This window comes from Kluyvera sp. EC_51, assembly GCF_019584505.1.
Taxonomy (GTDB): Bacteria; Pseudomonadota; Gammaproteobacteria; order Enterobacterales; family Enterobacteriaceae; genus Kluyvera; species Kluyvera sichuanensis.
In genome coordinates, this window is the sequence record NZ_VDAG01000027.1 from 37381 (window position 1) to 61512 (window position 24132).

The following is a 24132-nucleotide window of genomic DNA, read 5'->3' on the forward strand; positions in this document are numbered from 1 at the left end:
ACGATTATATCAGCGAGGTCAGAGATGCCAACCGGGAAATCTCGACATGCGGCAACAAACGGCAGTCTGCGGTTTGCATCAGGTCGGCATTTTCCGGTTTGATCCAGCAGGCCTGCATGCCGCAGCGAATCGCGCCTGCCACGTCGGTGGTCAGGTCATCGCCCACGTGCAGAATCTCGCCGAGCGGTACGTTGAGCTTGTCGGCCGCCAGATGGTACATATCGGCAAACGGCTTCGAGCGCCCGTCCGGGCCGGCGCGCAGCACGAACTGGAAGTAGTCGCTCAGGCCGAACAACTCCGGCTGAGCGTTACCGTTGGTGATCGCCACCAGCGGCCATTTTTGGCCCAGTTTCGCCAGCGTGTCGTGGGTTTCCTGCGGCACATCAATCCGGCTACGCCACTGGGCGAAATTCGCCATCGCCGCATCGGCACCCGCTTTGGCTTCCTGAACCGTCAGCCCAAGCTGACGCATACCAGACTCCAGCGCGCGCCAGCGCCACTCGGTGACGTCGTGGTAGATTTCAGGCTCTGTCTTTAACAACGCATCGCGCCACTGCTGCAACGTACGAGCATCGAAGTTCGCCAGCGCCGGATGGTAGCCGCGCACAAAGGTCAGCGACTCCTGCATCGTTCGGTCAATCACCGGGCGGTTATCGTAAAGGGTGTCATCAAGGTCAAACGTCAGCGCAGCGATAGCGCCCAACGGCCGATAAAAACGCATTATTTCTCCCGTTTGGCGCGCGGATGCGCCGCATCGTACACCGAGGCAAGGTGTTGAAAATCAAGGTGGGTATAGATTTGGGTGGTCGACAGGTTGGCGTGGCCCAGTAGTTCCTGCACACCGCGCAGGTCACCGCTCGACTCGAGCATATGGGTAGCAAACGAGTGGCGCAGCTTGTGAGGGTTCACGTGGCTATTCAGCCCCTGCTTGATACCCCATTCGGCAAAGCGCTTTTGCACATTTCGCGCCGAAATCCGTTTGCCAAGCTTCGAGAGAAACAGCGCATCCTCGTCGCTGCCGAACAGTCCACGCAGGTCGAGCCAATGCTCAATCCACGCCACGGCATTGCGGCCAATCGGCAGGCGACGCTCTTTGCTGCCTTTCCCCATCACCCACACTTCACCGGTATCGAGATCCAGATGTTTAATATCCAGATTCACCAGTTCAGAAAGACGTAGCCCCGCGCCGTACATCACCTCCAGCATGGCGCGATCGCGCACCGCCAGCGGGTCATTGAGATCGATATCCAGCAGACGGTTAACGTCATCAACGTCGATATTTTTTGGCAGATGGCGCGGCGCTTTCGGCGCGGCGATACCTTTTGCCGGGTTAGCCGGAAGCTCGCCCTGACTCACCATCCAGTCAAAGAAGCTGCGCAGCGCCGACAGGCGTAACGCCAGACTGGCGGCACCCAGCCCTTTGCGGCGGCTGCGGGTCGCCACGCTGCGCACCATCGCAGCATCACATTGTTGCCAATTCTGCAGGCCCATCCCTTCGACCAGTTCAATAATGGCATCAAGCTGACGCTGATAGTTGAGGAGCGTGATGGGGCTAAGCTGGCGCTCTACGCCCAGATAGCGCAGAAAGCGGGTAACGGCTGGCCCTAGCCCGGTACCGGTCATACGCGCTCGATCCAGCGTTCCAGCAGGCCCGGCAGCATCAGGGCGATTTCCTGCAGCAGCTGTGTGCCCTGCCCCGGCTGATAGTGGTGCGGGTCGCGGCTGCTAAAGAGGATCACGCCTAAATCGCCATCGCTGCCCATCATCGACATCGCCACCGACCCTACGGCTTTCGCCTCAGGAAGCACCAGCAGCAGTTCAGGGCCGTTAAGGGGGCCAAGATAGTGGTTGGCCTGACCTAAGCGCTGAATGCGCAGCGGCTCAAAAGCCTGACGGGAGAGCACCAGATCGGTATGTCTGGAAGGGGCGCCGAGACGCCAGCGGTCGGAGAACAGCCGCAGCGATGCGCCTGCCAGCCCCAGCTCACGCGCCCAGCGATGGAAGCGCAGCAGGAGATCGTCCAGACTTTCCGCGCAGGCCAGCCGGTTTTGTAGATGCAACAGGCGGTAAAACAGGCTTTCGTTCGCCGTCGCCTGTTCCATAAGCTGGCTCATGTTCTCTTCCAGCATGGCAATGTAGTTGCGCGAACGCGCCATGTGCCACTCCACCAGAGAGACCATGCCCCGCACCGGGTGCGGGACGCGCATTTGCTCAACCACTGCGGCATTACGAATAAAGAATTCAGGATGTTGCAACAGATAATCCACGACCGCGCCGTCATTCAGCGTAGTGAGAGCGTCCTGCTGTTCTTCCCCGACGTGTTTCATAAGTGAATAAATCCGTCATAGACATGTGCCGCCGGGCCAGTCATAAACAACGGTTGGCCCGGGCCTTTCCAGGCGATATCAAGTCGCCCGCCCGGCAGTTCCACGCGCACCTCTTCCGCCAGCAAGCCCTGCTGGATGCCGACGGCAACCGCCGCACATGCGCCGCTGCCGCAAGCCTGAGTTTCACCCGCACCGCGTTCGTAAACGCGCAGACGGATGTGGTCCCGCTTCACTACCTGCATAAAACCAATGTTAGCGCGTTCTGGGAAACGTTCATGACTTTCCATCACCGGGCCAAGCGTTTCTACCGCGGCGGTGTCGACATCATCGACCTGAATCACGCAGTGTGGGTTCCCCATGGAGACCACGCCGCACAATACTGTCTGCTCAGAGGCGCGCATGATATAGGTCTTTTCCGCTTTGTTAGCGCGAAACGGCACCTGAGACGGTTCAAAGTTCGGCTCGCCCATATTCACGCGAACCAGCTCGTCGTCGGTCACGCTTAAGACCATACGGCCATTGGCGGTGCTCACGCGGATATCGCGCTTGTTGGTCAACCCTTTCAGGCGCACAAAGCGGGCGAAGCAGCGGGCACCGTTACCGCACTGGGAGACTTCGCTGCCGTCGGCATTGAAGATGCGGTAGTGAAAATCCAGATCGGGGTCGTAAGGCGGTTCCACGACCAGCAGTTGATCGAAACCCACGCCAAGATGCCTGTCCGCCAGTCGGCGGATAAGCTCGGGCGAGAAAAAGACATTCTGCGTTACCGCGTCGACGACCATGAAATCGTTGCCGAGGCCATGCATTTTAGAGAACTGCATCATCTACTCCAGTTGCGCGGAACAGAACGGTAATATTAGTAATTAACCTGCGTCGGGCCGCCGTTATCACCACGGTCGTTACGATCCGGAGAACTGCTCTGAATCGGAGGAGTGACGGGTTGCGTCGGCGGAGCTGCCGTTTTATCAGCCGGAGGAAAATAGAGTGGGCCCTTCAGGCCGCAGCCTGCAAGGCTAGATAATGCAAGTAACACTGCCAGCGGTCGAAAAATCTTATTCATTCTTAAGATGCCTGTAGTTCAATGCTTTCTATTTTCTATCATCGCAGGAGAAGGCGCAAAAGCAAGCGTTAAGCACCTGACTGCAACGTGATTTGTTTCACGCTATACTGCCGCCATCACTAAATAACGGGAAACAACAATGAACGACAGTGAATTTCATCGCCTCGCCGATACCCTGTGGCTGACCATCGAAGAACGTCTGGACGACTGGGACGGCGATAGCGATATCGACTGCGAGATCAACGGCGGCGTGCTGACCATCAGCTTTGAAAATGGCAGCAAAATTATTATTAACCGCCAGGAGCCATTGCACCAGGTGTGGTTGGCGACCAAACAGGGCGGCTACCATTTTGACCTGAAGGGTGATGAGTGGATTTGCGACCGCAGCGGCGAAACCTTCTGGGATCTGTTAGAGCAGGCGGCAACACAGCAGGCGGGTGAAGAGGTTAGCTTCCGCTAAGCACTCTGCACGATCCCCAGAGTCGGCGTAAACGCCTCGTCCGGGCTACGGATCATAACGGTAGCCCGGCCGAGCGAAGCGACGCCGGGATTTTAAGAGAAATACTGCTGCAACAACGGCGCGTTGTTATTGTCCTGATTGGACGGCGGCGGCACGATGGCCTGGCTGCGGAACGGGATCACCTGCGCGCGCCCATCAACCTTCACAATCTGGTAGAACTGCGGCAGGTTGAAGTTGATAAAGCTTGAGCCGTAGGTAAAGCGATCGTGTGACGACGAGTAGAAGCGGCTGACGTCACGCACCAGCTCTTCTTTGCTACCTTCGCAATGGTGGTACACCTCTGCGCGGTTGCTCTCGTCAAGAATATAGATATTAAAGCCCTGATCTTCGCCCGACTCTTCGAAGAAGAACTGAATAATCCCTTCACTGGCAAAACCATCGACCACCTGCGGTAGCTCAACATGGTTAGTCTCAACCTGGACGGATAGCCCGTGCAGCTTGTTATGCGAAATGGCGCCGTAGAACTCAATGGCGTTTTCCAGCTTCTGCACCGACACGTTCAGACGTTCAAAGAACAGGCCCCAGGTCTGCCCGGAGACACGCAGCGCTTTAAAGCGCCCGGTTTCCTGACGGGTGCTGGAAAGGCGCAGTTCGATGCATTCCGACACCAGTTGCTGTACGCGAGTACGGATTAAACCGCGCAGGTGTTGGCTATAACAGAACACTTCGACGCTGTCCGGCGGCGCGGCATCCTGGTGCATTTTACCGAGGATGGTTTTCAGCGCTTCGATCATCGCCTGCTCGCCGTTGAAGTGCAGCGTACGCACTTCGTTCCACGAGTTGCGATACAGCAGGTCGACGCTGCCGACCAGGCATTTCTGATCTTCGCCGAAGCTGAAGGTATCGAGCTTGCGGAAATCAAAATGCACCACCTGATTGCGGAAGGCCGCCGTCGGGTCATATTCGAGGTTAACAATAATCGCCAGATGGCGAATTTCGCACGGGCTGTAGAGCGCTTTCGGCGTTGGTGCAGGCAGACGCAGCGGGAAGTGGTGCGACACGTCAGCAACCATCTCCTGCAGTTTGGCCAGATCGACAATACCGTTGCCCTTGATAAACAGGCGCGTACGCGAGGTCAGCAAGCCGTTAAACCAGGCCCAGGCCACCAGCTTATTCAGATAGCGGTTATATTCCAGCGGCTGATGGCTGACGATAGATTCCATGTTCGGCGCGCGATTGTAGAGGTACCAACCCGTACGGTTGGCACGTCCCGGCGGAACATAGATAAAGGTCAGATTCGGTTCGGACAGGTCCGGAGAGATCTGCGGGTTCACCAGCGTCACTTTACCTGGCAGCGCTTCAAACGCGGCGTACAGCTTACGCGTCAGCACACCGATGTCCTGCGGGCTAGCGGAAACGCTCAGGTTGTTACGACGAGCGAAGCGAATCAGGTTACGGTAGCTCTGCATCATCGCGTCGAGCAGTTCGTTGTGCGCTTCACGCACCTGATCGATTTTCCAGTTGGCGCGGTTATCAAGCATCGCCAGACGCTCTTCGCTCCAGCCCCACTCTTTCACCAGTTGGCCGACCACTTCACGACGCCAGCCAACGCAGGCGCGTTCACGGCTGAGCTTTTCGCACACCTTCAGATAGAAGCAGCGGCGTACGAGGTCGAGGCGGGTTTCATCTTCAATCGCCTTCAGGTACTCGGTCACGCGCTCCAGCATCATGCAGTAGGCATCAAGACCGAAGGAGACGATCTCGCCGTCGTGCAGGCGCTGTTTAATGTCTTTCGCCAGCAGGTGCGTATTCGGGTATTCCCAGGAATAGGCTTCCAGCAGCAGGGTTTTCAGCACCGCTTTATACGGTGAGTCGATGCTCTTATAGAGCTGCCACAGGCTGGCACCGAAGTACTCTTCGGCGGAGAGCGAGCTCAATCCACCGAGGTCGAGCCATTCGTTCGGCGTCAGTACGCCCTGGGCGTAAAGGGTCATCACGTAATCGTCGTAATGATCTTCTTCTTCGCCCGGCACCATATTCCACAGAATACGTTTGCCCGCCAGGCGGACCGCCGTGCGGTAAAATTCGTCGAGCAGTAAAATGTGCTGCGTTGAACCACAGTCTTCGCCGCCGAGGCTACCGCTTTCATTATGACGGAAGCGGTTTTCGTCGATCAGGAAGAAGCTGACTTCAACGCCCAGCGATGCCGCCCAGCTTTCCAGCAGGCTGCATTTGCGCTGTAACAATTGGCGTTCATCATTATCGAGCCACGACTGGTGGCAGACCCAGATGTCCAGGTCGGAAGAGCAGCTCTGCCCTACCGATGAGGTACTCCCCATCGAGTAGACGCCGGTAATCGGCAGTTCACCTTTTGCGGAGGTCTGCGGCGGCATACCGCGATGCAGTTCGAGCTCATCAAGATAGTGGCGTTGGGTTTCATCAGGCGTGTAGAGGCAGATGCCCTTGGGAACGTTACCGTCGAGGTAACCCGGCATCAGCGGATGATGATAATGTAATAATGTCGGCAGTAGACTGTAAACCTGCTGGAAAGCAGGTCCCATGGCTGCAAGCGCGCGATCCACACGCAGTTGGTTGATGGCATCCAGTCTCTGTTTCAGTGTCTCAATATAGAGGTACAAGACATATCGCCTGATGTTCAAAACCTCGACGTATCCTGTCAGAGCGGTACGGAGGTTTTAATATTTCAACAAGAAGAACCGTTACCGTTTTATTGTCCGCCGTTGTGATTATCGAATTTTGGACAAAAAATGGTTTAAAACGTGATCAATTTAACACCTTGCCGGTTGACCGTAAAGAATGTTGCACTACAACAAGTGTAGCATTGAATGCTGCTGTAAACCCCGGCATACGATCAAGACAGTGCCAGTAATGAACGGTAAACACAACCCCGTTTATGCTTACCTTTACTGACTCTCAAGGCACGCTTCGTGCATACCCCTTAATTCCCAGCAAGAATTTTTACGAAGACCGTGAAAACTAACATCATTAGGGCAACAATGTTAGGATGGTCAATGGATGATAACGACGGTAACAAGCATGTTAGACAAAGTTTTGAGAATTGCCACACGCCAAAGTCCGCTCGCTCTCTGGCAAGCGCACTATGTACAAGAACGCCTGATGGCCTGCCATCCTGGGCTTACGGTGACGCTCGTGCCGATGGTCACGCGAGGGGACATCATCCTCGATACGCCGCTGGCAAAAGTGGGCGGTAAAGGGCTTTTCGTCAAAGAGCTTGAGCTTGCGCTGCTTGAAAACCGTGCGGACATCGCCGTCCACTCGATGAAAGATGTCCCGGTAGAGTTCCCGGAAGGGCTTGGGCTGGTGACTATCTGCGAACGTGACGACCCGCGCGATGCCTTCGTCTCCAATCATTACGCCTGCATGGACGACCTCCCGGCAGGTAGCATCGTCGGTACCTCCAGCCTGCGCCGCCAGTGCCAGTTGGCCAAGCGTCGCCCGGATCTGGTGATCCGCTCGCTGCGCGGCAACGTCGGCACGCGTCTGAGCAAGCTCGATAACGGTGACTACGATGCCATTATTCTGGCAGTCGCGGGGCTAAAACGCCTTGAACTGAATGACCGTATTCGCCAGCCGATGTCACCGGAAGAGTCGCTCCCGGCGGTCGGCCAGGGTGCCGTCGGCATTGAGTGCCGTCTGGACGATGAACAGACCCGCGCCCTGCTCGCACCATTAAACCACGACGACACCGCCATTCGCGTTCGCGCCGAGCGCGCCATGAACACGCGTCTGGAAGGTGGCTGCCAGGTGCCTATCGGCAGCTACGCTGAGCTGAACGACGGCGAACTGTGGCTGCGCGCGCTGGTTGGCGCGCCGGATGGCAGTGAGATGGTGTGCGGTGAACGCCGCGGCAAGCCGGAAGATGCCGAGCGCATGGGCATTGAACTTGCCGACGAACTGCTGGACAACGGCGCGCGGGCAATCCTTGCCGCCGTTTACGACGGAGATGCCGCCGTATGACCATTCTGGTTACCCGCCCCTCCCCGCAAGGTGAAGAGTTAGTCAGCCGTTTGCGCGCGCTGGGGCGAGTAGCCTGGAATTTCCCGCTGATAGAATTTACGCCCGGACGCGAGCTGAACGCGCTGATACCGGCGCTTGGCGCACTGCGCGAAGGCGATTTAGCGTTTGTTCTGTCGCAGCACGCGGTCAGCTTCGCCCACGCGCAGCTTCAGCAGCAGCGCGTTAGCTGGCCCACTTCTCCCCGTTATTTTGCGATTGGCCGTACTACGGCGCTGGCGCTACATCAGGCGAGCGGCCTTGATGTTCGCTATCCATTAGATCGGGAAATCAGCGAAGTGTTGCTACAATTACCTGAATTGCAAACTATTGCGGGAAAGAAGGCGCTGATTCTGCGCGGCAACGGCGGGCGTGAACTGCTGGCCGAAACGCTGAGCGCACGCGGCGCCGATGTCACCCTTTGCGAATGCTACCAGCGCAGCGCTATCCACTATGACGGCGCCGAAGAGGCTATGCGCTGGCAGTCGCGAGAGGTCAACACCCTCGTGGTGACCAGCGGCGAAATGCTGCAACAACTCTGGACGCTGATTCCCCTCTGGTACCGGGAGCGCTGGCTGCTCACCTGTCGGCTACTGGTGGTGAGTGAGCGTATTGCAAAACTGGCCCAGGAGTTGGGCTGGCAGGATATTCAGGTTGCCGATGGCGCAGACAACGATGCGCTGCTGCGCGCACTACAATAACTCTCAAAATTGGAAGCCATAATGACGGAACAAAAAGAAAACTCCGCCGTGGTTGAAGAGTCCGAAGATGCGGTGAAAACCTCACCGCAGCCCGACGCTCGTAAGCCGGAAAATGCTGAGAAGAAAAATAACGGCGGGAAAACCAGTCTGGCGCTCAGCACCGTTGCTATCGCCATTGCGCTAGCGGCAGGCATTGGCCTGTACGGCTGGGGCAAACAGCAGGCCGTCAACCAGACTCAGACCAGCGACACCCTCGCCAATCAGCTTATCGCCCTGCAAAAAACGCAGGACGCACAAAAAGAGGCGCTGGAAACCACGCTTAAACAGCAGGCCGAACAGCTGCAGGAAGCCAAAACCCAGCAGGCGGAAATGGCTAAACAGCTGGACGAAATGCAGCAGAAAGTGGCGGCCATTTCCGGTACTGACTCGAAAACCTGGCTGCTGGCCCAGTCTGACTTCCTTGTGAAGCTGGCCGGACGCAAGCTGTGGAGCGATCAGGACGTCACCACCGCTGCCGCGCTGCTGAAAAGCGCCGACGCGAGCCTGGCGGATATGAACGACCCAAGCTTAATCGCCGCGCGTCGCGCCATTACCGAAGATATTGCCAGCCTCTCCGCCGTCTCTCAGGTGGACTACGACGGTATCATCCTCAAGGTTAATCAGCTCGCCAATCAGGTGGATAACCTGCGTCTGGCAGACAACAACACCGACGATTCGCCGATGGATAACGACGGCAGCGAGCTGTCGGCCTCGCTCGGCGAATGGCGTGTAAATCTGCAGAAAAGCTGGCAGAACTTTATGGACAGCTTTATTACCATTCGTCGTCGCGATGAAACCGCCGTCCCGCTGCTGGCGCCAAACCAGGATATCTACCTGCGGGAGAATATCCGCGCCCAACTGCTTGCCGCCTCTCAGGCGATACCGCGCCATCAGGATGAAACCTTCAAGCAGGCGCTGGATAACGTTTCAACCTGGGTACGCGCTTACTACGATACCGACGATGCCGCCACGAAGACGTTCCTTGATGAGATCGACAAACTCAGCCAGCAGAGCATCTCCATGGATATCCCGGAAACGCTGCAAAGCCAGCCGATTCTGGAAAAGCTGATGCAAACCCGTGTGCGTAACCTGATGGCGCAGCCTGCCGTCACGTCCGCAGAGCCTGTCGCTGTGGCCCCCGTGCAGCCAGCACCAGCACCTGCCCCAGCGCAAGGAGAGTAACCGATGCTAAAAGTTCTCTTACTCTTTGCACTGCTGATTGCCGGTGTGGTGGTCGGCCCGATGATCGCTGGCCATCAGGGTTATGTTCTGATTCAGACCGACAACTATAACGTTGAAACCAGCGTGACCGGTTTAGTCATTATCATGATCCTGATAATGGTAGCGCTGTTCGCCCTGGAGTGGATTCTGCGCCGTATCTTCCGCACCAGCGCCCACACGCGTGGCTGGTTTGTTGGTCGTAAGCGTCGCCGTGCGCGTAAGCAGACGGAACAGGCGCTGTTGAAGTTGGCAGAAGGCGACTATCAGCAGGTTGAGAAGCTGATGTCGAAAAATGCCGATCACGCCGAGCAACCAGTGGTGAACTACCTGCTGGCAGCCGAAGCGGCACAGCAGCGCGGTGACGAAGCGCGCGCCAATCAGCACCTTCAGCGTGCCGCTGAAAACGCAGGCAACGACCTGATTCCGGTCGAAATCACCCGCGTCCGCCTGCAATTGGCACGCCACGAGAATCACGCGGCGCGCCACGGCATTGATAAGCTACTGGAAGTGGCACCGCGCCACCCGGAAGTGCTGCGTCTGGCAGAGCAGGCCTATATTCAGACCGGAGCCTGGAGCTCGCTGCTGGATATCATCCCGTCCATGGCGAAAGCCCACGTCGGCGACGACGCGCACCGTGCAGCGCTGGAACAGCAGGCGTGGATTGGTCTGATGGATCAGGCTCGCGCCGATCAGGGCAGCGAAGGGCTGCGTAACTGGTGGAAAAACCAGAGCCGTAAAACCCGTCATCAGGTGGCCCTGCAGGTCGCCATGGCCGATCACCTGATTGAATGTGACGATCATGACACCGCACAGCAGATCATTATCGATGGGCTGAAGCGCCAGTATGACGATCGTCTGGTGATGCTGATCCCGCGCCTGCGCACCAATAACCCGGAGCAAATGGAAAAACTGCTGCGCCAGCAGATCAAAACGGTAGGCGATCGCCCGCTGTTGTGGAGTACGCTGGGTCAGTCGCTGATGAAGCACGGCGAGTGGCAGGAAGCGAGCCTGGCGTTCCGCGCTGCGCTGAAGCAGCGTCCGGACGCGTTCGACTACGCGTGGCTTGCCGATACGCTTGATCGTCTGAAGCAGCCGGAAGAAGCAGCGGCAATGCGCCGTGATGGGTTGATGCTGACGCTGCAGAATAACCCGCCCGCGTAAGGTGGAGCATTTGTTAAGGGGCCGAATGGCCCCTTTTTTTGGCCGCTGTGCGGCCCCGGCGGCTGTGCGGCCCCGGCGGCGCTGCGCTTGGCCGGACTACAACTGGGCATAAAAAAACGCCCGCTCCTTTTGGGAGCAGGCGTTAAACAGGTTTAATTCGACAACATAATGGGTGCTTCACTCAACGTAATGTCCATGGTGTCTGATGAGGCAAAAGCGACATCTGTCAGTGGACGATAAGCACCGTAAACGGCTCTGCGTCATTCCCGAGTTTATGAGGCCAAAAGCGAACATAAGAGGTGGAATGAGCATCTACGCGGCGCATTATGTCACAGGATCCTCAGGGAGGACACTCCTGAACGAGAAAATAAATAAGATAATATTCATTCCCTATATCAATTCATAAAAAAACAGCGCGCAATATTTGATCCTGCCCCTTTCTATAGCGGACTTATATTTACAGAGTAAAAATATAAGGTATAGAATTTCCCGCGCTGCATCGGCCCATTTTATATTCACTGAAATAAAAGAATCACCTCTATTTATTCATCAGATCGTTACGCCCAATCGCGGCGTATAAATTAAATCAGTAAAATATATAAATCATGGAGATATTATAATGGATTTATCTTTCCCCCCAAGGCTACTGGCGATCGCTGTGCTGGCGGCACTTCCCGTGCTGGCTAACGCCGCAGACACGCCTGCGGTAGCCAAAGCCAGAGAAGGTTTTGCCGGCTACGATCACCCCAATCAATATTTAGTAAAACCGGCGACCACCATTGCTGAAAATATGATGCCGGTCATGATGCACCCCGAGCAGAATAAAGAGACACAGCAAAAACTCGCGGATATTGCCAAAAAAACCGGGAAGAAACCCAACGTGGTTATTTTCGTGCTGGATGACGTCGGCTGGATGGACGTCGGCTTTAACGGCGGCGGTATTGCCGTTGGCAACCCAACGCCGGATATTGACGCCGTCGCCAGCCAGGGGCTTATTCTGACATCGGCCTATTCACAGCCAAGTTCTTCACCTACGCGCGCCACCATCATGACCGGGCAGTACTCCGTTCACCACGGTATTCAAATGCCGCCAATGTACGGCATGCCGGGGGGCCTGGAAGGGCTGACTACCCTACCGCAACTGCTGCACGATCAAGGGTACGTTACCCAGGCGATCGGTAAATGGCACATGGGTGAAAACGAAGGGTCGCAGGCACAAAACGTCGGCTTTGATGACTTCCGAGGCTTTAACTCGGTATCGGATATGTACACCGAATGGCGCGACGTTCATGTAAACCCGGAAGTCGCGCTGAGCCCGGACCGCGCGGAGTACATTAAAAATCTGCCGTTCAGTAAAGATGATGTCCACGCCGTACGCGGCGGCAAGCAGGAAGCCATCGCCGATATCACGCCGAAATATATGGAAGATCTGGATCAGCGCTGGATGCAGTACGGCGTTGAGTTCCTCAATAAGATGACCAAAAGCGATAAGCCGTTCTTCCTGTACTACGGCACGCGCGGCTGTCACTTCGACAACTATCCGAACGCCAAATATGCGGGTAGTTCACCGGCTCGCACCTCTTACGGCGACTGCATGGTGGAGATGAATGACGTCTTCGCTAACCTGTATAACGCGCTGGAGAAAAACGGCCAGCTGGAAAATACGCTGATTGTCTTTACCTCCGACAACGGCCCGGAAGCCGAAGTCCCACCGCATGGCCGTACGCCGTTCCGCGGTGCAAAAGGCTCAACCTGGGAAGGCGGTGTTCGCGTACCGACCTTCGTCTACTGGAAAGGGATGATCCAGCCGCGTAAATCGGACGGCATTGTCGATCTGGCGGATCTGTTCCCTACCGCGCTGGCACTGGCCGGGAAAGGCGGAGCCGAAGTCGCTAAGCTGGTGCCGACAACCACCTTTATCGATGGCGTCGACCAGTCTTCATTCTTCCTCGGTACCAACGGCCAATCTAACCGTAAAGCAGAGCATTACTTCCTGAACGGCCAGCTGTCCGCCGTACGTATGGATGAATTTAAATATCATCTGGTTATCCAGCAGCCGTATGCCTTTACCCAAAGCGGCTACCAGGGCGGTTTCTCCGGCGCCATCATGCAGACGGCCGGTACCGCGGTCTTTAATCTCTACACCGACCCGCAGGAAAGCGATGCTATCGGCGTGCGCCACATTCCAATGGGCGTGCCGCTGCAGACCGAAATTCATGACTATATGAAGATCCTGCAGAAGTATCCGCCGAAGGTACAAATTAAGCTGTAAGGTCAACTCGCCCGCCTCCATCCGGGAGCGGGCTTTTTATCACCCTACTGCTTTGCCCTCACCAGATGCACCTTCATGATGTCGCTCACCGGGCGGCCATTCGCCAGCAGGTCGGCCATCGCTTTCAGGTAAGACGGCAGATAGCCAAAATAGCGCTGGAACCCGGCGCAAAGATAGTTAAGCCCTGGTTCGCCGGATGCGGTCGGCATAAAGCGGTGCTTCGGGCAGCCTCCCCAGCAGGCTTTCAGCACGGCACACTCGCGGCACTGTGTTGGCAATGTGCTGTATTTCTCCCTGCCGAATTCAACCTGTACCGACGAGTCCACCATGCTCGCGAAAGTATCGTGATGCAAATTACCTCGGCGGTATTCCGGGTACACGTAGTGATCGCAGGCATAAACATCGCCGTTATGCTCTATCGCCAGCGAACGCCCGCAGGTCGGCTGATGGTGGCAAACCGCGCCGGGCGCACCGACAAAGCTTGCGAACGCCCATTCAATGTTCATCACAAAAACGCGGCCGACATCGCGCTGACGCCAGCGATCGAATACCGCAATCAGGAAGTCGCCATATGCTTCAGGACGAACAGACCACGGCGTGAGAGAACCTTTCATCTCACCGGGAGCATGCAGCGATAGACCAGCCCGGGCGGCGGTATCGTCGGCAAGACGTTCAACCACCGGCAGAAACTGAATGAAGGTGACGCCTGCATCGCGCAAAAAGTCGTAAACCCGCTGCGGCTCGCACGCGCTCTGCCGATTCACGCAGGCCAGCACGTTGTACTCAACACCGTGCTTTTGTAGCAGGTTCAGCGCGCGCATCACCAGCTTATGCGTGGGCCGCCCACCTTTCGTCACCCGGTAGAGATTGTGAATTTCCGCCGGGCCGTCCAGCGAAAGCCCAACCAGAAAATGGTGCTGAGCCAGAAACGCGCACCACTCGTCATCCAGCAGCACGCCGTTGGTCTGGAAGCTATTGCTAATCCGCCGCCCCGCGCCGTAAGTGTGCTGCAGCGCCACCACGCGGCGATAGAAATCCAGCCCCAGCAGCGTAGGCTCTCCGCCCTGCCAGGTGAAGACGACTTCATCCTGAGGCTCGCTGGCCGCAATATAGTGGCGCACGTAGGCTTCAAGCGTGGCATCGTCCATTTGCGTCGTAGGCTGAAGGGGATAAAGCGCGTGTTTTTCGAGATAGAAACAGTAGGTGCAGTTCAGGTTACACGCTGAACCGCTCGGTTTCGCCATCGCGTGAAACGCACGCGTCGGAACCTGTTGCAGCATATTCACTCCTTCCTGAGTAAAACGTCGTCCATTGTGGAAGGGGGAATAGTACAGCTACGTAGAAAGAAGAGAGCGGCGTTTATTGCGACGGGGCGTGAGCAGGATTGCAGAAAACAAAAAACCCCGCCGAAGCGGGGTTCAAAATTGGTCGGCGAGAGAGGATTCGAACCTCCGACCCACTGGTCCCAAACCAGTTGCGCTACCAAGCTGCGCTACTCGCCGAAATACTGCTTTTTGAATTATCGTTCAATTCGGTTTTTATTCATGACGTTAAGTCTTGAATAAAAAACCCTGCTCTGCAGGGTCTAAAATTGGTCGGCGAGAGAGGATTCGAACCTCCGACCCACTGGTCCCAAACCAGTTGCGCTACCAAGCTGCGCTACTCGCCGATGTACTGCTTTTTGAATTATTAATTCAATTCATTATAAAGTCGTGGTGCGAGGGGGGGGACTCGAACCCCCACATCCTAAGGACACTAACACCTGAAGCTAGCGCGTCTACCAATTCCGCCACCTTCGCAATTTCACAACTCTATCAAATAATGGGGTGGCTAATGGGATTCGAACCCACGACAACTGGAATCACAATCCAGGGCTCTACCAACTGAGCTATAGCCACCACTGCAAACCTTACGCGGTCTTTTAAAACCACCGCAGCTCCAGCACCGGGTAAATGGTGCGCCCGACAGGATTCGAACCTGAGACCTCTGCCTCCGGAGGGCAGCGCTCTATCCAGCTGAGCTACGGGCGCTTAGCGCCGTTGCGGGGTCGGATAATACGGACTTCCTCCCCCGCTGTCTAGTGCCTTTTAAAAGAAAATTATCGTTTGCTCATGCTTTGCGCGTTTTGTCGCTTATTTCTGCAAATCTTGCACTTCCGCGCCCTGGCTCATGCCAAAAACCTTATAAACCAGCGTCACAAGGGCCAGGAAGATCACGCCAACAAACAGCGACATCCGGGTGTCATCGTTGAATCCCATACCGATCAGCACGCAAATCAGGAACGCCATGGTCAGATAGTTGGCCCACGGGAACATAATTGAGCGGAACGGATGGCTGGCAATCGCTTCTTTATGTGCTCGACGGAAGCGCAGCTGGCTAATCAGAATCACAAACCACGGCACCATGCCTGGCAGTACGCTTGCACTATAGACATAGACGAACACGCGCTGCGGGTTAGGAATGATGTAGTTCAGGCAGGAGCCAATCAGCAGGATAACAATCGATACGCTAACGCCCGCCGCCGGAACACCGCTTTTGGTCACTTTCGCCATCGCCGACGGCAGCTGACGGTTTTTCGCCAGCGCGTAGAGCATACGGCCACAGCTGTACATGCCGCTGTTACAGCCGGAGAGCGCCGCCGTCAGTACCACGAAGTTGATAATACCCGCCGCCGCGGTGATCCCGATTTTAGCGAAGGTCAGGACAAATGGGCTGCCGTTGGTACCAATTTCATTCCACGGGAAGATGGTGACGATAACGAAAATCGCGCCCACGTAGAAAATCAGGATACGCCACAGCACTTTGCCTACCGCGCTGCGCAGGGTCACCTGCGGGTTTTTCGCTTCACCGGCGGTCATGCCGATAAGCTCAACGCCCTGATAGGATGCCACGACGATGCAGAGCGCCGTCAGGAAGCCTTTCCAGCCGCCGGCGAAGAAACCGCCGTGCTCGGTCAGGTTGCTAAAACCAATAGAGGTGCCGCCGTTACCGAAGCCAAAGAAAATGACGCCGAGGCCGATGACAATCATCACGATAATGGTCGTGACCTTAATCATCGCGAACCAGAACTCAATTTCACCGTACAGGCGCACCGCCGCCAGGTTTGCCAGCGCGACCAGCCCCACGGCAATCAGCGCCGGTATCCACTGCACCATATCCGGGAACCAAAACTGGACGTAAACCCCTATCGCGGTAATCTCCGAGATCCCCACCGCCATCCACATAAACCAGTATGACCAGGCGGTGAGATAGCCGAAGAACGGGCTCATATAACGGTGCGCGTAGACGGCGAACGAACCGGTTACCGGCTCGAGAAACAGCATTTCACCCATCGAGCGCATAATGAAGAAGACAAATACCCCGGCCAGAATATAGGCCAGCAGCACCGACGGCCCGGCCCACTTCAGGGTGCTTGCCGCACCCATAAATAGGCCCACGCCAATGGTGCCCCCAAGGGCAATTAATTCGATATGACGGGCTTCCAGACCGCGCTGGAGCTCCGGTTTATTCTCTGCCATAGATCCTCTTGTGTTTGCATTTGTCCGGTCGATGCCGGTTTTATTTTTTATAGAAAAATAGATGTCTGTCGGATACGGATACCGCCGTAGAAAATACGTAGATATCGTCAGGGCAGGCGAATGGTTTAACAATTTGGCTGAAATGGCAAATAGAAATGAGGAATAAAGTATCGGAGTTGTGAATGCATCACGCATATTCTGCGTGATGCATCACGGGTAACGCGCAGGAAATTCAGAGATTATTGGTGTAGTGCCAGCGTAAATAGCGCAGCAGACGAAGCTGGCGTTTAATTCGGCTTGGTTGGGATAGCAGGCGGTAAAGCCACTCCAGCCCCAGGTTCTGCCACACCTTCGGCGCACGCTTCACGTGGCCGGTAAAGACATCATAGGTGCCACCCACGCCCATATAGAGCGCGTCGGGGTAAACCTGCCGGCAATCGCGCATCAGGATTTCCTGCTTCGGTGAGCCCATCGCCACGGTAACGATTTTGGCCCCACTCTCACGAATACGCTCGAACAGCGCCGGCCGCGCTTCCGGCGTAAAATAACCATCCTGGGTGCCGACCAGATTCACGTTCCACTGTTTGCGCAGCTTCTCCACCGTTTCCGCCATCACCTCAGGCTTACCACCCACGAGGAACACCGGCGTGCCCTCTGCCCCGGCGCGCGCCATCAGAGCTTCCCAAAGATCTGCTCCCGCTACGCGCGAAACGTTAGCTTCGGGATATTTCTTGCGGACAGAGCGCACCACGGAAATACCGTCGGCGTACTTAAATTCCGCCGCGTTAATCAGTTCCCGCACCTCGGCGTTATCTTCCAGCGTCAGCATCTTTTCAGCGTTAATCGCCACCAGCGTGCCCTGCTTCAGATTGCCGTCCGCGTACAGATAGTCCAGCGCATGCTGCATGTTGCGCCAGCCGATAAGCTTCAGCCCACGCAGGGTATAAGTCGGCGCGGTTAATGAGTCAGCCATTTTGTCCCTCTCCAACGTGCGAGGGACGTTTTAGCCGCTGATGAATCAGCCCCGCGCTTTCAAACAACCAGTACAGCAGTTTTGCCACCAGCAAGCACACCCCAAAGATAACCATGAAAAAGACGACGCGAGAGCCGAAGGAGTCCAGCCCTTCACGCGCCAGCACGATCATATTGAAGATCGCGCCAAAACAGAAACTGTGCAGAATCGCCGATTTATAGCGGTTGGTTTCCCGATTGCCCAGCATATACAGCCAGTCGAACCATTTAATAATCAGACCCACCGCCACCGCGCCCAGTGGCACAAACCACATACCGCCCATCACCACCAGTGAACCGATAAGCGTCGGAGAGATAGCCAGCCCGGAATGGTTGTTCAGCACTTCCCAGGTAAAGTAGTTGGCGGTGTTCAGCACGATGCTTGGCCGCGATGGCCACATCCAGCTTGGGATAAAGACGTAGAAGTCGCGCACCATCGGCGCCAGCCCCTGGAAGTCAATCTTGTCGTAGTTCTGTAGCAACAACGCCAGGTTTTCCCATGGCGAGAAGGTATCACGCGTCAGATAGAGGAAGGTATAAAACGCTTCATCGCCGCTAACATTCATGCCGTAGCGCTTCAGCGCCAGCCAGAACATGCCAACAATCCCCATCACCCCGGCAGCCACCAGCATCCACAGCGAAATCCAGCCGCGAATGATGCCGATAAACAGGAAGATGGCGAAGGCGATAATGATGTTGGCGCGAGTACCGCCGACAATCGCGTAGGTCAGCAGGCCAAAGGCCGTCGTCGCGATCAAAAAGCCTATCCACCGCTTCCAGCTCGGATTGAGGAAATAGACCACCAGCATTGCCGGAATAAAGAAGTAGAAGAAGCGCTTAAGCGCCACGCCAGAGACTTCACTGGAGAAAATCTGGCTGTAGGAGCGCAGCTTAAACAGCAGAAAACCGTTATGCATGAAGAAGGTGCCGACCGTAAACAGCGCGATCACCATCAGCAAAATCCAGGTGATGTTCGTTTCAACGCGATTCATGGTAAACAACGGTCGCCGCGCAACGTTGGTCTGCGCAGGCCGCAGACGCGTTTTGTAGGTTACGTAGTAGACCGCATAGAAGCAGACCGAGATCAGCAACGTTTGCAGCAGCACGTCCGGCGGCGACACGCCGACGCCAAAGCGGAACACCAGCGTACAGGTCAGCGGGAAGCCGAAGAAGAAGGTCAGCAGGAACAGCAACGAGAAGAAAACGTTGAAATTAAAGCGAACACGGCGAAACTCAAACCAGGTCAGGGTGCCAATAAACAACGTCGACAACAGCCAGACGGCAAGCAGCCCGGTAAACTGCATTTCGCTCATACCGCTTCCCCCGCCGCCAGTTGCAGCGCCCGATGCCACGGCGCCAGATAGTTAGGTTTGAAAAAGGCGATGGCGTTTTTATCCACCAGCGCCAGCTGACGCTGCGCTTCACGCACCACCGGGACGGTCAGCGCATCGTCGGTGAATAACACCGGAATATGCTGCTCGGCCATATCCTGCCAGAACGGGTTCTGCCGGTTGAGTACGCAGGGGATCCCCGCCTGAATCAGCAAACAGAGCGTGCCGATACCTTGCTGGCGCGCAAAAATAAAATAGCCCAAATCGCAGCGGCGCAACAGCGCAAGATAGGCATCAAACTCCAGCTTTTCACGAAGAATCTGCACATTTTCGGCGCTGAATAGCGACAGCGCGGCTTCGTTTACTTCCGCAATATAGGCCGCGTTGTTCGCCGGGTAGCCCATCGGCACAATGACGTTAACCGTATCGCCAAACTGCTGATGCACGGCCTTCAATGCCGCAACATGTTCATTGCTACGATCGCCGGAGTTACCCACCAGTACCGTCAGCTTGCCGTCGCGCGGCGCGGCGTCTGCCAGCCCATTCAGCGAAGGGTCCATTCGCGTTGGGAAGTAAAGCAGCTCGCCGGGCACCTGCGGGTGACGGGCAGAAAAATAGCTGAGGTCGCCACGGGTTGCGAAGACACGGCCCACACGCCCCTGTGCCATGCGGCGCAGCGGATAAAACAGACGGAACTTCAGGCCGCGGGAGACTTCATACAGATCCGCCCCCCAGATATGCCAGCTCGCCTGCGATGGCTTCAGGCCGCCGCTGAGCAGCGCCAGCCAGATACCGGTATTAAACTGACCGTGGAAGAAAAAGCGCTGCTGCCGGTTGGCCTTCGCTTTTGCCACCACCGCCTTTGCCAGCGCGGATTTATCGTTATAGCGGTCTATCTCCAGCGAAGGAAATGCCTTCACCAGGCTCTCATCACCGCTTACCACCATAAATTGACGGGCGTGCGCGGACTCTGCGGCCAGCTCATCGGCAAAAAACCGTAGCACCGTCTGGTTATGATGAGGGATATCCGATCCCAGGATATGTATCAGTTCGGTCATTGCCGTTTACGCCAAATTAAAAATACGCCGCTACACAGCGTGAAATAGACAATATAGGTCGCCATATAGGCCTGCGCTGCCCCCAATGCGCCGTGCGCCGGGATGAGCCAGTGGGAGAACACCGTCAGCAGCGTAAACTGGCTCAGTTCGGCCAGAATATAGAAACGCAGCGAGGCTTTGGCGATCACTAAATAGCCATAAACGTAAGCGCCTACTTTCAGTACATCACCCACCAGTTGCCAGGCGAACAGGTCGCGCATGGCGACAAATTTCGATGAAAACAGCAGCCAGATAGCAAAATCGCGCAGCAGCCAGACGGTCAGGCTTGCCGCCGCCACCGCCGGCACCACAAACTTCAGCGAGCGGCCAATTTCGCGACCAATATCCTGCTTGGCAGTTAACCGCGAAAGCGTAGGTAACAGATAGACGCTAAACGAGGCGGTAATAAATTGTAGGTAAGCATCGGAGATACTGCTCACGCCTTGCCAGATCCCTACCTCATCCCAGCTGTAGTGCTCCGCCATTAGGTTTCGCATCATCACGTAGGCCACGGGCATGGTGACCGAGGTAATCACCGCCATCAGGGTAAATTTACCCAGTTGACCTGCCAGCAAACGGTCCCACTGCGGTTTGAGATAGCCCCAGGGAATGACGCCGCGCTTGCTAAGCATGACCGCCGCAGGAATCACGATCAGCGCCGGTACCAGCGCCAGCCCCAGCAACGCGCCCTGATAGCCGCCAAAGTGGTAGCAAGCGTAGTAAGCCACCACGCCAATAAGGCTACCGGCAATCAGCGACAGCGCATTGCCCGCCGCGTCACGGAAGCCTTTCATCAGCGCCAACAGCAGGTTAGCCCAGGCGATACCTAACTGCACCAGCGCGACGAGTCGCACCAGCCCCTGATAGTGAGTATGGCCAAACAGCCCCTGGCTTATCGGTGCCGCCGCGAGCAAAAAAATCACCGCCAACAGCGTGGAGAAGCCGAGCACCATCGCTGACGAGGTGCCCACCACCTGGCGCAGTCGCGCCGGGTCATCGTGATGCTGGGCGACCAGCTTCGTCACCCCGTTAAAGATTCCCGCCCCGGCAAGCACGCCAAGTACAGTCACCAGCTGGCGAAAGTTACCCGCCTGACCCACCCCTGAAGGACCAAATGATACCGCCAGCAGCTTGACCACCAGCAGCCCAACGCCAATCTTTACCAGCGTGGACGCGGCGGTCCACACCGAAGCTTTTGCCAGTGACATATCAGGCGAAGTAGCTCAGCAGGGTATTAATGACCGTGCGCTGGTCAACCGGCGACAGGTTATAGAACAGTGGCAAGCGAAGTAAACGCTCACTTTCTTGCGTAGTGAAACGGTCTTGGCCGTGGAACTCGCCAAACTTCTCGCCCGCTGGGCAGGAGTGCAGCGGAATGTAGTGGAACACCGCGAGGATTTCCGCCTCTTTCAGCCAGCTAATCAGCGCGCTGCGATCTTCTACGTCGCGCAGTTTGATATAGAACATATGCGCGTTATGGCCGCAGTTTTCCGGGATCACCGGCAGGTCGATACGCCCGGCGTTTGCCAGCGGCAGCAGCGCGTCATAGTAGGTTTGCCACAGGGATAAACGCTGTTTATTGATCCGTTCGGCGGCTTCCAGTTGTGCCCAAAGATAGGCAGCCTGCAGGTCAGACATCAGGTAGCTGGAACCGATATCGCGCCAGGTGTATTTATCCACCAGGCCACGGAAGAACTGGCTGCGGTTGGTGCCTTTCTCACGGATAATTTCCGCGCGTTCCACCAGCGCGCGATCGTTAATCAGCGTCGCGCCGCCTTCACCGCCAGCAGTGTAGTTCTTGGTCTCATGGAAGCTAAAGCAGCCGATGTGGCCGATGGAGCCCAGCGCGCGGCCCTTGTAGGTCGACATCACACCCTGCGCGGCATCTTCCACCACGAACAGATTGTATTTTTTCGCCAGCGCCATGATGGTGTCCATCTCACAGGCCACGCCCGCGTAGTGCACCGGCACGATGGCGCGGGTTTTGTCGGTGATGGCCGCTTCAATCAGCGTCTCATCGATATTCATGGTCTCTTTATGCACGTCGACAAACACAATCTTCGCGCCGCGCAGCACGAAGGCGTTGGCGGTGGAGACAAAGGTGTAGCTCGGCATAATCACTTCGTCGCCCGGCTGGATATCCAGCAGGATCGCCGCCATTTCCAGCGACGCGGTACAGGACGGGGTCAGCAGCACCTTGGCGCTACCGAAGCGCTGTTCCATCCACTGCTGGCAGCGACGGGTAAAGCCGCCGTCACCGCACAGTTTCCCGCTGCCCATCGCGGATTGCATGTAATCGAGTTCAGTACCCACTACCGGTGGGGCGTTAAATGGAATCATGGAGTCACCTGTATAGCCAGTACGCGGTGCTAACCACGTTAGCGCCGCTATGAATATAGCGTTGAAGTGCTGCGGTATTGCCGGCTTGCGTCGCCACCCGTAGCGTCGAAAGACCGCGGGTATGCGCCCAGCACACCGCCGCCTGCATCAGTTCTGCACCCGCACCGCGCCCGGCCAGCAGGCCGATTCTCACGTCACAGGCGTTTAATTCTCTTAAGGAGACAAAGGCGCGAATCGCCCCGCGTTCATCGCGAAACACCAGGCACTGGTTATCAAAGGTGCCTTTTACCGCGTTTTCAATCCACTGTGCATAGAAACGACCGCTCGCCTCCGGCGCATACCACGGCGCGCGAAAACGGCTTTGGGCAAAAGCCTGAGCGGCAAGGCTTCGCAGCGCGGGGATATCATCATCAGTGGCAACCTGTGCCAGCGTGGTTCCACCCGCAGTCACCGGCAACGCCAGGTCAACTTCCCCCTCGACCAACCGGAAACCCAACTGCTGGAGCGCATCAAGATGTTCCACCTGATGTGCGGCGATTTTCGCCTGCACCCGCGCCCATCCCGCTAGTCGTTCAGCGGTCAGCTGCGGCGCATCGTCGGCAATGCGAACAATGGCGCTGTTCACACCGAAGAATTGGTTTTCCCACGTCAGGGGATCAATACTGGCGCGGACGAGCACGAAGCAGCTCCAGCAGATACTGGCCGTAGCCGGTTTTCGACAGCTGCGCGGCGGCGCGCTTAACGCCGTCGTCGTCGAGCCAGCCGTTGCGCCAGGCTATCTCTTCCAGGCAGGCAATCTTAAAGCCCTGACGTTTTTCCACCGTCTGCACAAACATGCTCGCCTCAATCAGGCTGTCGTGCGTGCCGGTATCAAGCCAGGCAAAACCGCGGCCCAGCAGTTCAACGGTCAGCTTGCCGTCGTCCAGATACATCTGGTTGATGGAGGTGATCTCCAGCTCGCCGCGCTCGGAAGGCTTCACGCGCTTTGCGTACTCCACCACCTTACTGTCGTAGAAATAGAGGCCGGTCACCGCCCAGTTGGATTTAGGCTGTTTCGGTTTTTCTTCCAGCGACAGCGCGTGGAAGTTATCGTCAAACTCCACCACGCCAAAGCGTTCCGGGTCCATCACCTGATAACCAAACACCGTCGCCCCTTCGGTACGCGCCGCCACGTTGCGCAGCTTCGGGCTAAAGCCCTGGCCGAAGAAGATATTGTCGCCCAGCACCAGGCATGACGGCTCGCCGTTGAGGAAAGCTTCGCCAATGATAAACGCCTGCGCCAGGCCGTCCGGGCTTGGCTGCTCAGCATACTGCAGCAAAATACCAAATTCACTGCCGTCGCCCAGCAAGCGCTGGAAGTAACTTTTGTCTTCCGGCGTGGTGATGATCAGGATTTCACGGATTCCCGCCAGCATCAGCACCGACAGCGGGTAGTAGATCATCGGTTTGTCGTAAATCGGCAGCAGCTGTTTTGACACGCCGCGGGTGATCGGATGCAGGCGCGTGCCCGATCCGCCAGCAAGAATAATACCTTTCATTGCTTTCCTCCTCTGGGGTGA

Annotated in this window: 21 protein-coding genes and 5 tRNA genes; 6 read left to right on the forward strand and 20 right to left on the reverse strand. The window is 56.6% G+C overall.

Annotation, left to right across the window (positions count from 1 at the left end; genetic code table 11):
• Positions 1-4: 4 nt before the first annotated feature.
• The 5 genes from yigB to FHC49_RS07630 are packed head-to-tail and all read right to left on the reverse strand — an operon-like array spanning position 5 to position 3387.
• Positions 5-721: a 5-amino-6-(5-phospho-D-ribitylamino)uracil phosphatase YigB gene (yigB, locus tag FHC49_RS07610; protein WP_220439445.1), complete on the reverse strand. Its 717-nt coding sequence runs from the start codon at positions 719-721 to the stop codon at positions 5-7.
• Complete coding sequence (gene xerC, locus FHC49_RS07615; protein WP_185669767.1) at positions 721-1623, reverse strand: tyrosine recombinase XerC; 903 nt, start codon at positions 1621-1623, stop codon at positions 721-723. The genes yigB and xerC overlap by 1 nt, the downstream gene beginning before the upstream one ends.
• Positions 1620-2327: a DUF484 domain-containing protein gene (locus FHC49_RS07620; protein WP_185669768.1), complete on the reverse strand. Its 708-nt coding sequence runs from the start codon at positions 2325-2327 to the stop codon at positions 1620-1622. Before FHC49_RS07620 ends, xerC begins: the two co-directional genes overlap by 4 nt.
• A complete protein-coding gene (dapF, locus tag FHC49_RS07625; RefSeq protein ID WP_185669777.1) occupies positions 2324-3148 on the reverse strand; it encodes a diaminopimelate epimerase in 825 nt (274 codons plus the stop codon). The genes FHC49_RS07620 and dapF overlap by 4 nt, the downstream gene beginning before the upstream one ends.
• Positions 3149-3183: 35 nt before the next feature.
• Positions 3184-3387: a lipoprotein gene (locus FHC49_RS07630; protein ID WP_185669769.1), complete on the reverse strand. Its 204-nt coding sequence runs from the start codon at positions 3385-3387 to the stop codon at positions 3184-3186.
• A gap of 139 nt (positions 3388-3526) precedes the next feature.
• On the opposite strand from FHC49_RS07630, the gene cyaY reads away from it, so the two are divergent.
• The gene (gene cyaY, locus FHC49_RS07635) at positions 3527-3847 is read left to right on the forward strand and encodes an iron donor protein CyaY (protein ID WP_035896460.1); all 321 of its coding nucleotides are present in this window, start codon (positions 3527-3529) and stop codon (positions 3845-3847) included.
• 92 nt (positions 3848-3939) lie between these two features.
• Here cyaY and cyaA read toward each other — a convergent pair whose 3' ends face one another.
• On the reverse strand, positions 3940-6486 hold the full coding sequence (cyaA, locus tag FHC49_RS07640) for a class I adenylate cyclase (protein ID WP_035896459.1): 2547 nt from the start codon (positions 6484-6486) through the stop codon (positions 3940-3942).
• A 418-nt stretch (positions 6487-6904) separates the two neighbouring features.
• Between cyaA and hemC the strand changes: the two genes are divergently transcribed.
• The 5 genes from hemC (at position 6905) to FHC49_RS07665 (ending at position 13276) form a co-directional block, all read left to right on the forward strand.
• On the forward strand, positions 6905-7846 hold the full coding sequence (gene hemC, locus FHC49_RS07645; protein ID WP_185669771.1) for a hydroxymethylbilane synthase: 942 nt from the start codon (positions 6905-6907) through the stop codon (positions 7844-7846).
• The gene (hemD, locus tag FHC49_RS07650) at positions 7843-8583 is read left to right on the forward strand and encodes a uroporphyrinogen-III synthase (protein ID WP_185669772.1); all 741 of its coding nucleotides are present in this window, start codon (positions 7843-7845) and stop codon (positions 8581-8583) included. The genes hemC and hemD overlap by 4 nt, the downstream gene beginning before the upstream one ends.
• A gap of 21 nt (positions 8584-8604) precedes the next feature.
• Positions 8605-9804 carry a uroporphyrinogen-III C-methyltransferase gene (hemX, locus tag FHC49_RS07655; protein ID WP_220439446.1) on the forward strand — a complete coding sequence of 400 codons (1200 nt, stop codon included), beginning with the start codon at positions 8605-8607 and terminating at the stop codon, positions 9802-9804.
• 3 nt (positions 9805-9807) lie between these two features.
• Entirely contained in the window at positions 9808-11004 is a 1197-nt protein-coding gene (gene hemY, locus FHC49_RS07660) for a protoheme IX biogenesis protein HemY (RefSeq protein ID WP_185669774.1), read from the forward strand.
• A gap of 619 nt (positions 11005-11623) precedes the next feature.
• Complete coding sequence (locus FHC49_RS07665) at positions 11624-13276, forward strand: sulfatase-like hydrolase/transferase (protein ID WP_220439447.1); 1653 nt, start codon at positions 11624-11626, stop codon at positions 13274-13276.
• A gap of 44 nt (positions 13277-13320) precedes the next feature.
• Here the strand turns inward: FHC49_RS07665 and FHC49_RS07670 are convergent, their stop codons facing one another.
• The 14 genes from FHC49_RS07670 to rfbA all read right to left on the reverse strand — a co-directional run bounded on the left by FHC49_RS07670 (position 13321) and on the right by rfbA (position 24111).
• On the reverse strand, positions 13321-14556 hold the full coding sequence (locus tag FHC49_RS07670) for an anaerobic sulfatase maturase (protein ID WP_220439448.1): 1236 nt from the start codon (positions 14554-14556) through the stop codon (positions 13321-13323).
• 145 nt (positions 14557-14701) lie between these two features.
• Positions 14702-14778: transfer RNA gene (locus tag FHC49_RS07675), tRNA-Pro, on the reverse strand.
• A gap of 90 nt (positions 14779-14868) precedes the next feature.
• Positions 14869-14945 (reverse strand) — tRNA-Pro (locus FHC49_RS07680).
• Between the two features lie 44 nt (positions 14946-14989).
• Positions 14990-15075, reverse strand: a tRNA-Leu gene (locus tag FHC49_RS07685).
• Positions 15076-15098: 23 nt separating this feature from the next.
• Positions 15099-15174 (reverse strand) — tRNA-His (locus FHC49_RS07690).
• A 55-nt stretch (positions 15175-15229) separates the two neighbouring features.
• Positions 15230-15306: transfer RNA gene (locus tag FHC49_RS07695), tRNA-Arg, on the reverse strand.
• 102 nt (positions 15307-15408) lie between these two features.
• The gene (locus FHC49_RS07700; RefSeq protein ID WP_185669598.1) at positions 15409-16794 is read right to left on the reverse strand and encodes an amino acid permease; all 1386 of its coding nucleotides are present in this window, start codon (positions 16792-16794) and stop codon (positions 15409-15411) included.
• 232 nt (positions 16795-17026) lie between these two features.
• Positions 17027-17767 carry a lipopolysaccharide N-acetylmannosaminouronosyltransferase gene (gene wecG / locus FHC49_RS07705; protein WP_220439449.1) on the reverse strand — a complete coding sequence of 247 codons (741 nt, stop codon included), beginning with the start codon at positions 17765-17767 and terminating at the stop codon, positions 17027-17029.
• Entirely contained in the window at positions 17760-19118 is a 1359-nt protein-coding gene (gene wzyE / locus FHC49_RS07710; protein ID WP_185669600.1) for an ECA oligosaccharide polymerase, read from the reverse strand. The genes wecG and wzyE overlap by 8 nt, the downstream gene beginning before the upstream one ends.
• On the reverse strand, positions 19115-20194 hold the full coding sequence (locus tag FHC49_RS07715; RefSeq protein WP_220439450.1) for a TDP-N-acetylfucosamine:lipid II N-acetylfucosaminyltransferase: 1080 nt from the start codon (positions 20192-20194) through the stop codon (positions 19115-19117). The genes wzyE and FHC49_RS07715 overlap by 4 nt, the downstream gene beginning before the upstream one ends.
• A complete protein-coding gene (gene wzxE / locus FHC49_RS07720) occupies positions 20191-21441 on the reverse strand; it encodes a lipid III flippase WzxE (protein WP_220439451.1) in 1251 nt (416 codons plus the stop codon). The genes FHC49_RS07715 and wzxE overlap by 4 nt, the downstream gene beginning before the upstream one ends.
• A 1-nt stretch (position 21442) precedes the next feature.
• Positions 21443-22573 carry a dTDP-4-amino-4,6-dideoxygalactose transaminase gene (gene rffA / locus FHC49_RS07725; protein ID WP_185669603.1) on the reverse strand — a complete coding sequence of 377 codons (1131 nt, stop codon included), beginning with the start codon at positions 22571-22573 and terminating at the stop codon, positions 21443-21445.
• A gap of 4 nt (positions 22574-22577) precedes the next feature.
• Complete coding sequence (gene rffC, locus FHC49_RS07730; RefSeq protein WP_220439452.1) at positions 22578-23252, reverse strand: dTDP-4-amino-4,6-dideoxy-D-galactose acyltransferase; 675 nt, start codon at positions 23250-23252, stop codon at positions 22578-22580.
• The gene (gene rfbA, locus FHC49_RS07735; RefSeq protein ID WP_220439453.1) at positions 23230-24111 is read right to left on the reverse strand and encodes a glucose-1-phosphate thymidylyltransferase RfbA; all 882 of its coding nucleotides are present in this window, start codon (positions 24109-24111) and stop codon (positions 23230-23232) included. The genes rffC and rfbA overlap by 23 nt, the downstream gene beginning before the upstream one ends.
• Between the last annotated feature and the right edge of the window lie 21 nt (positions 24112-24132).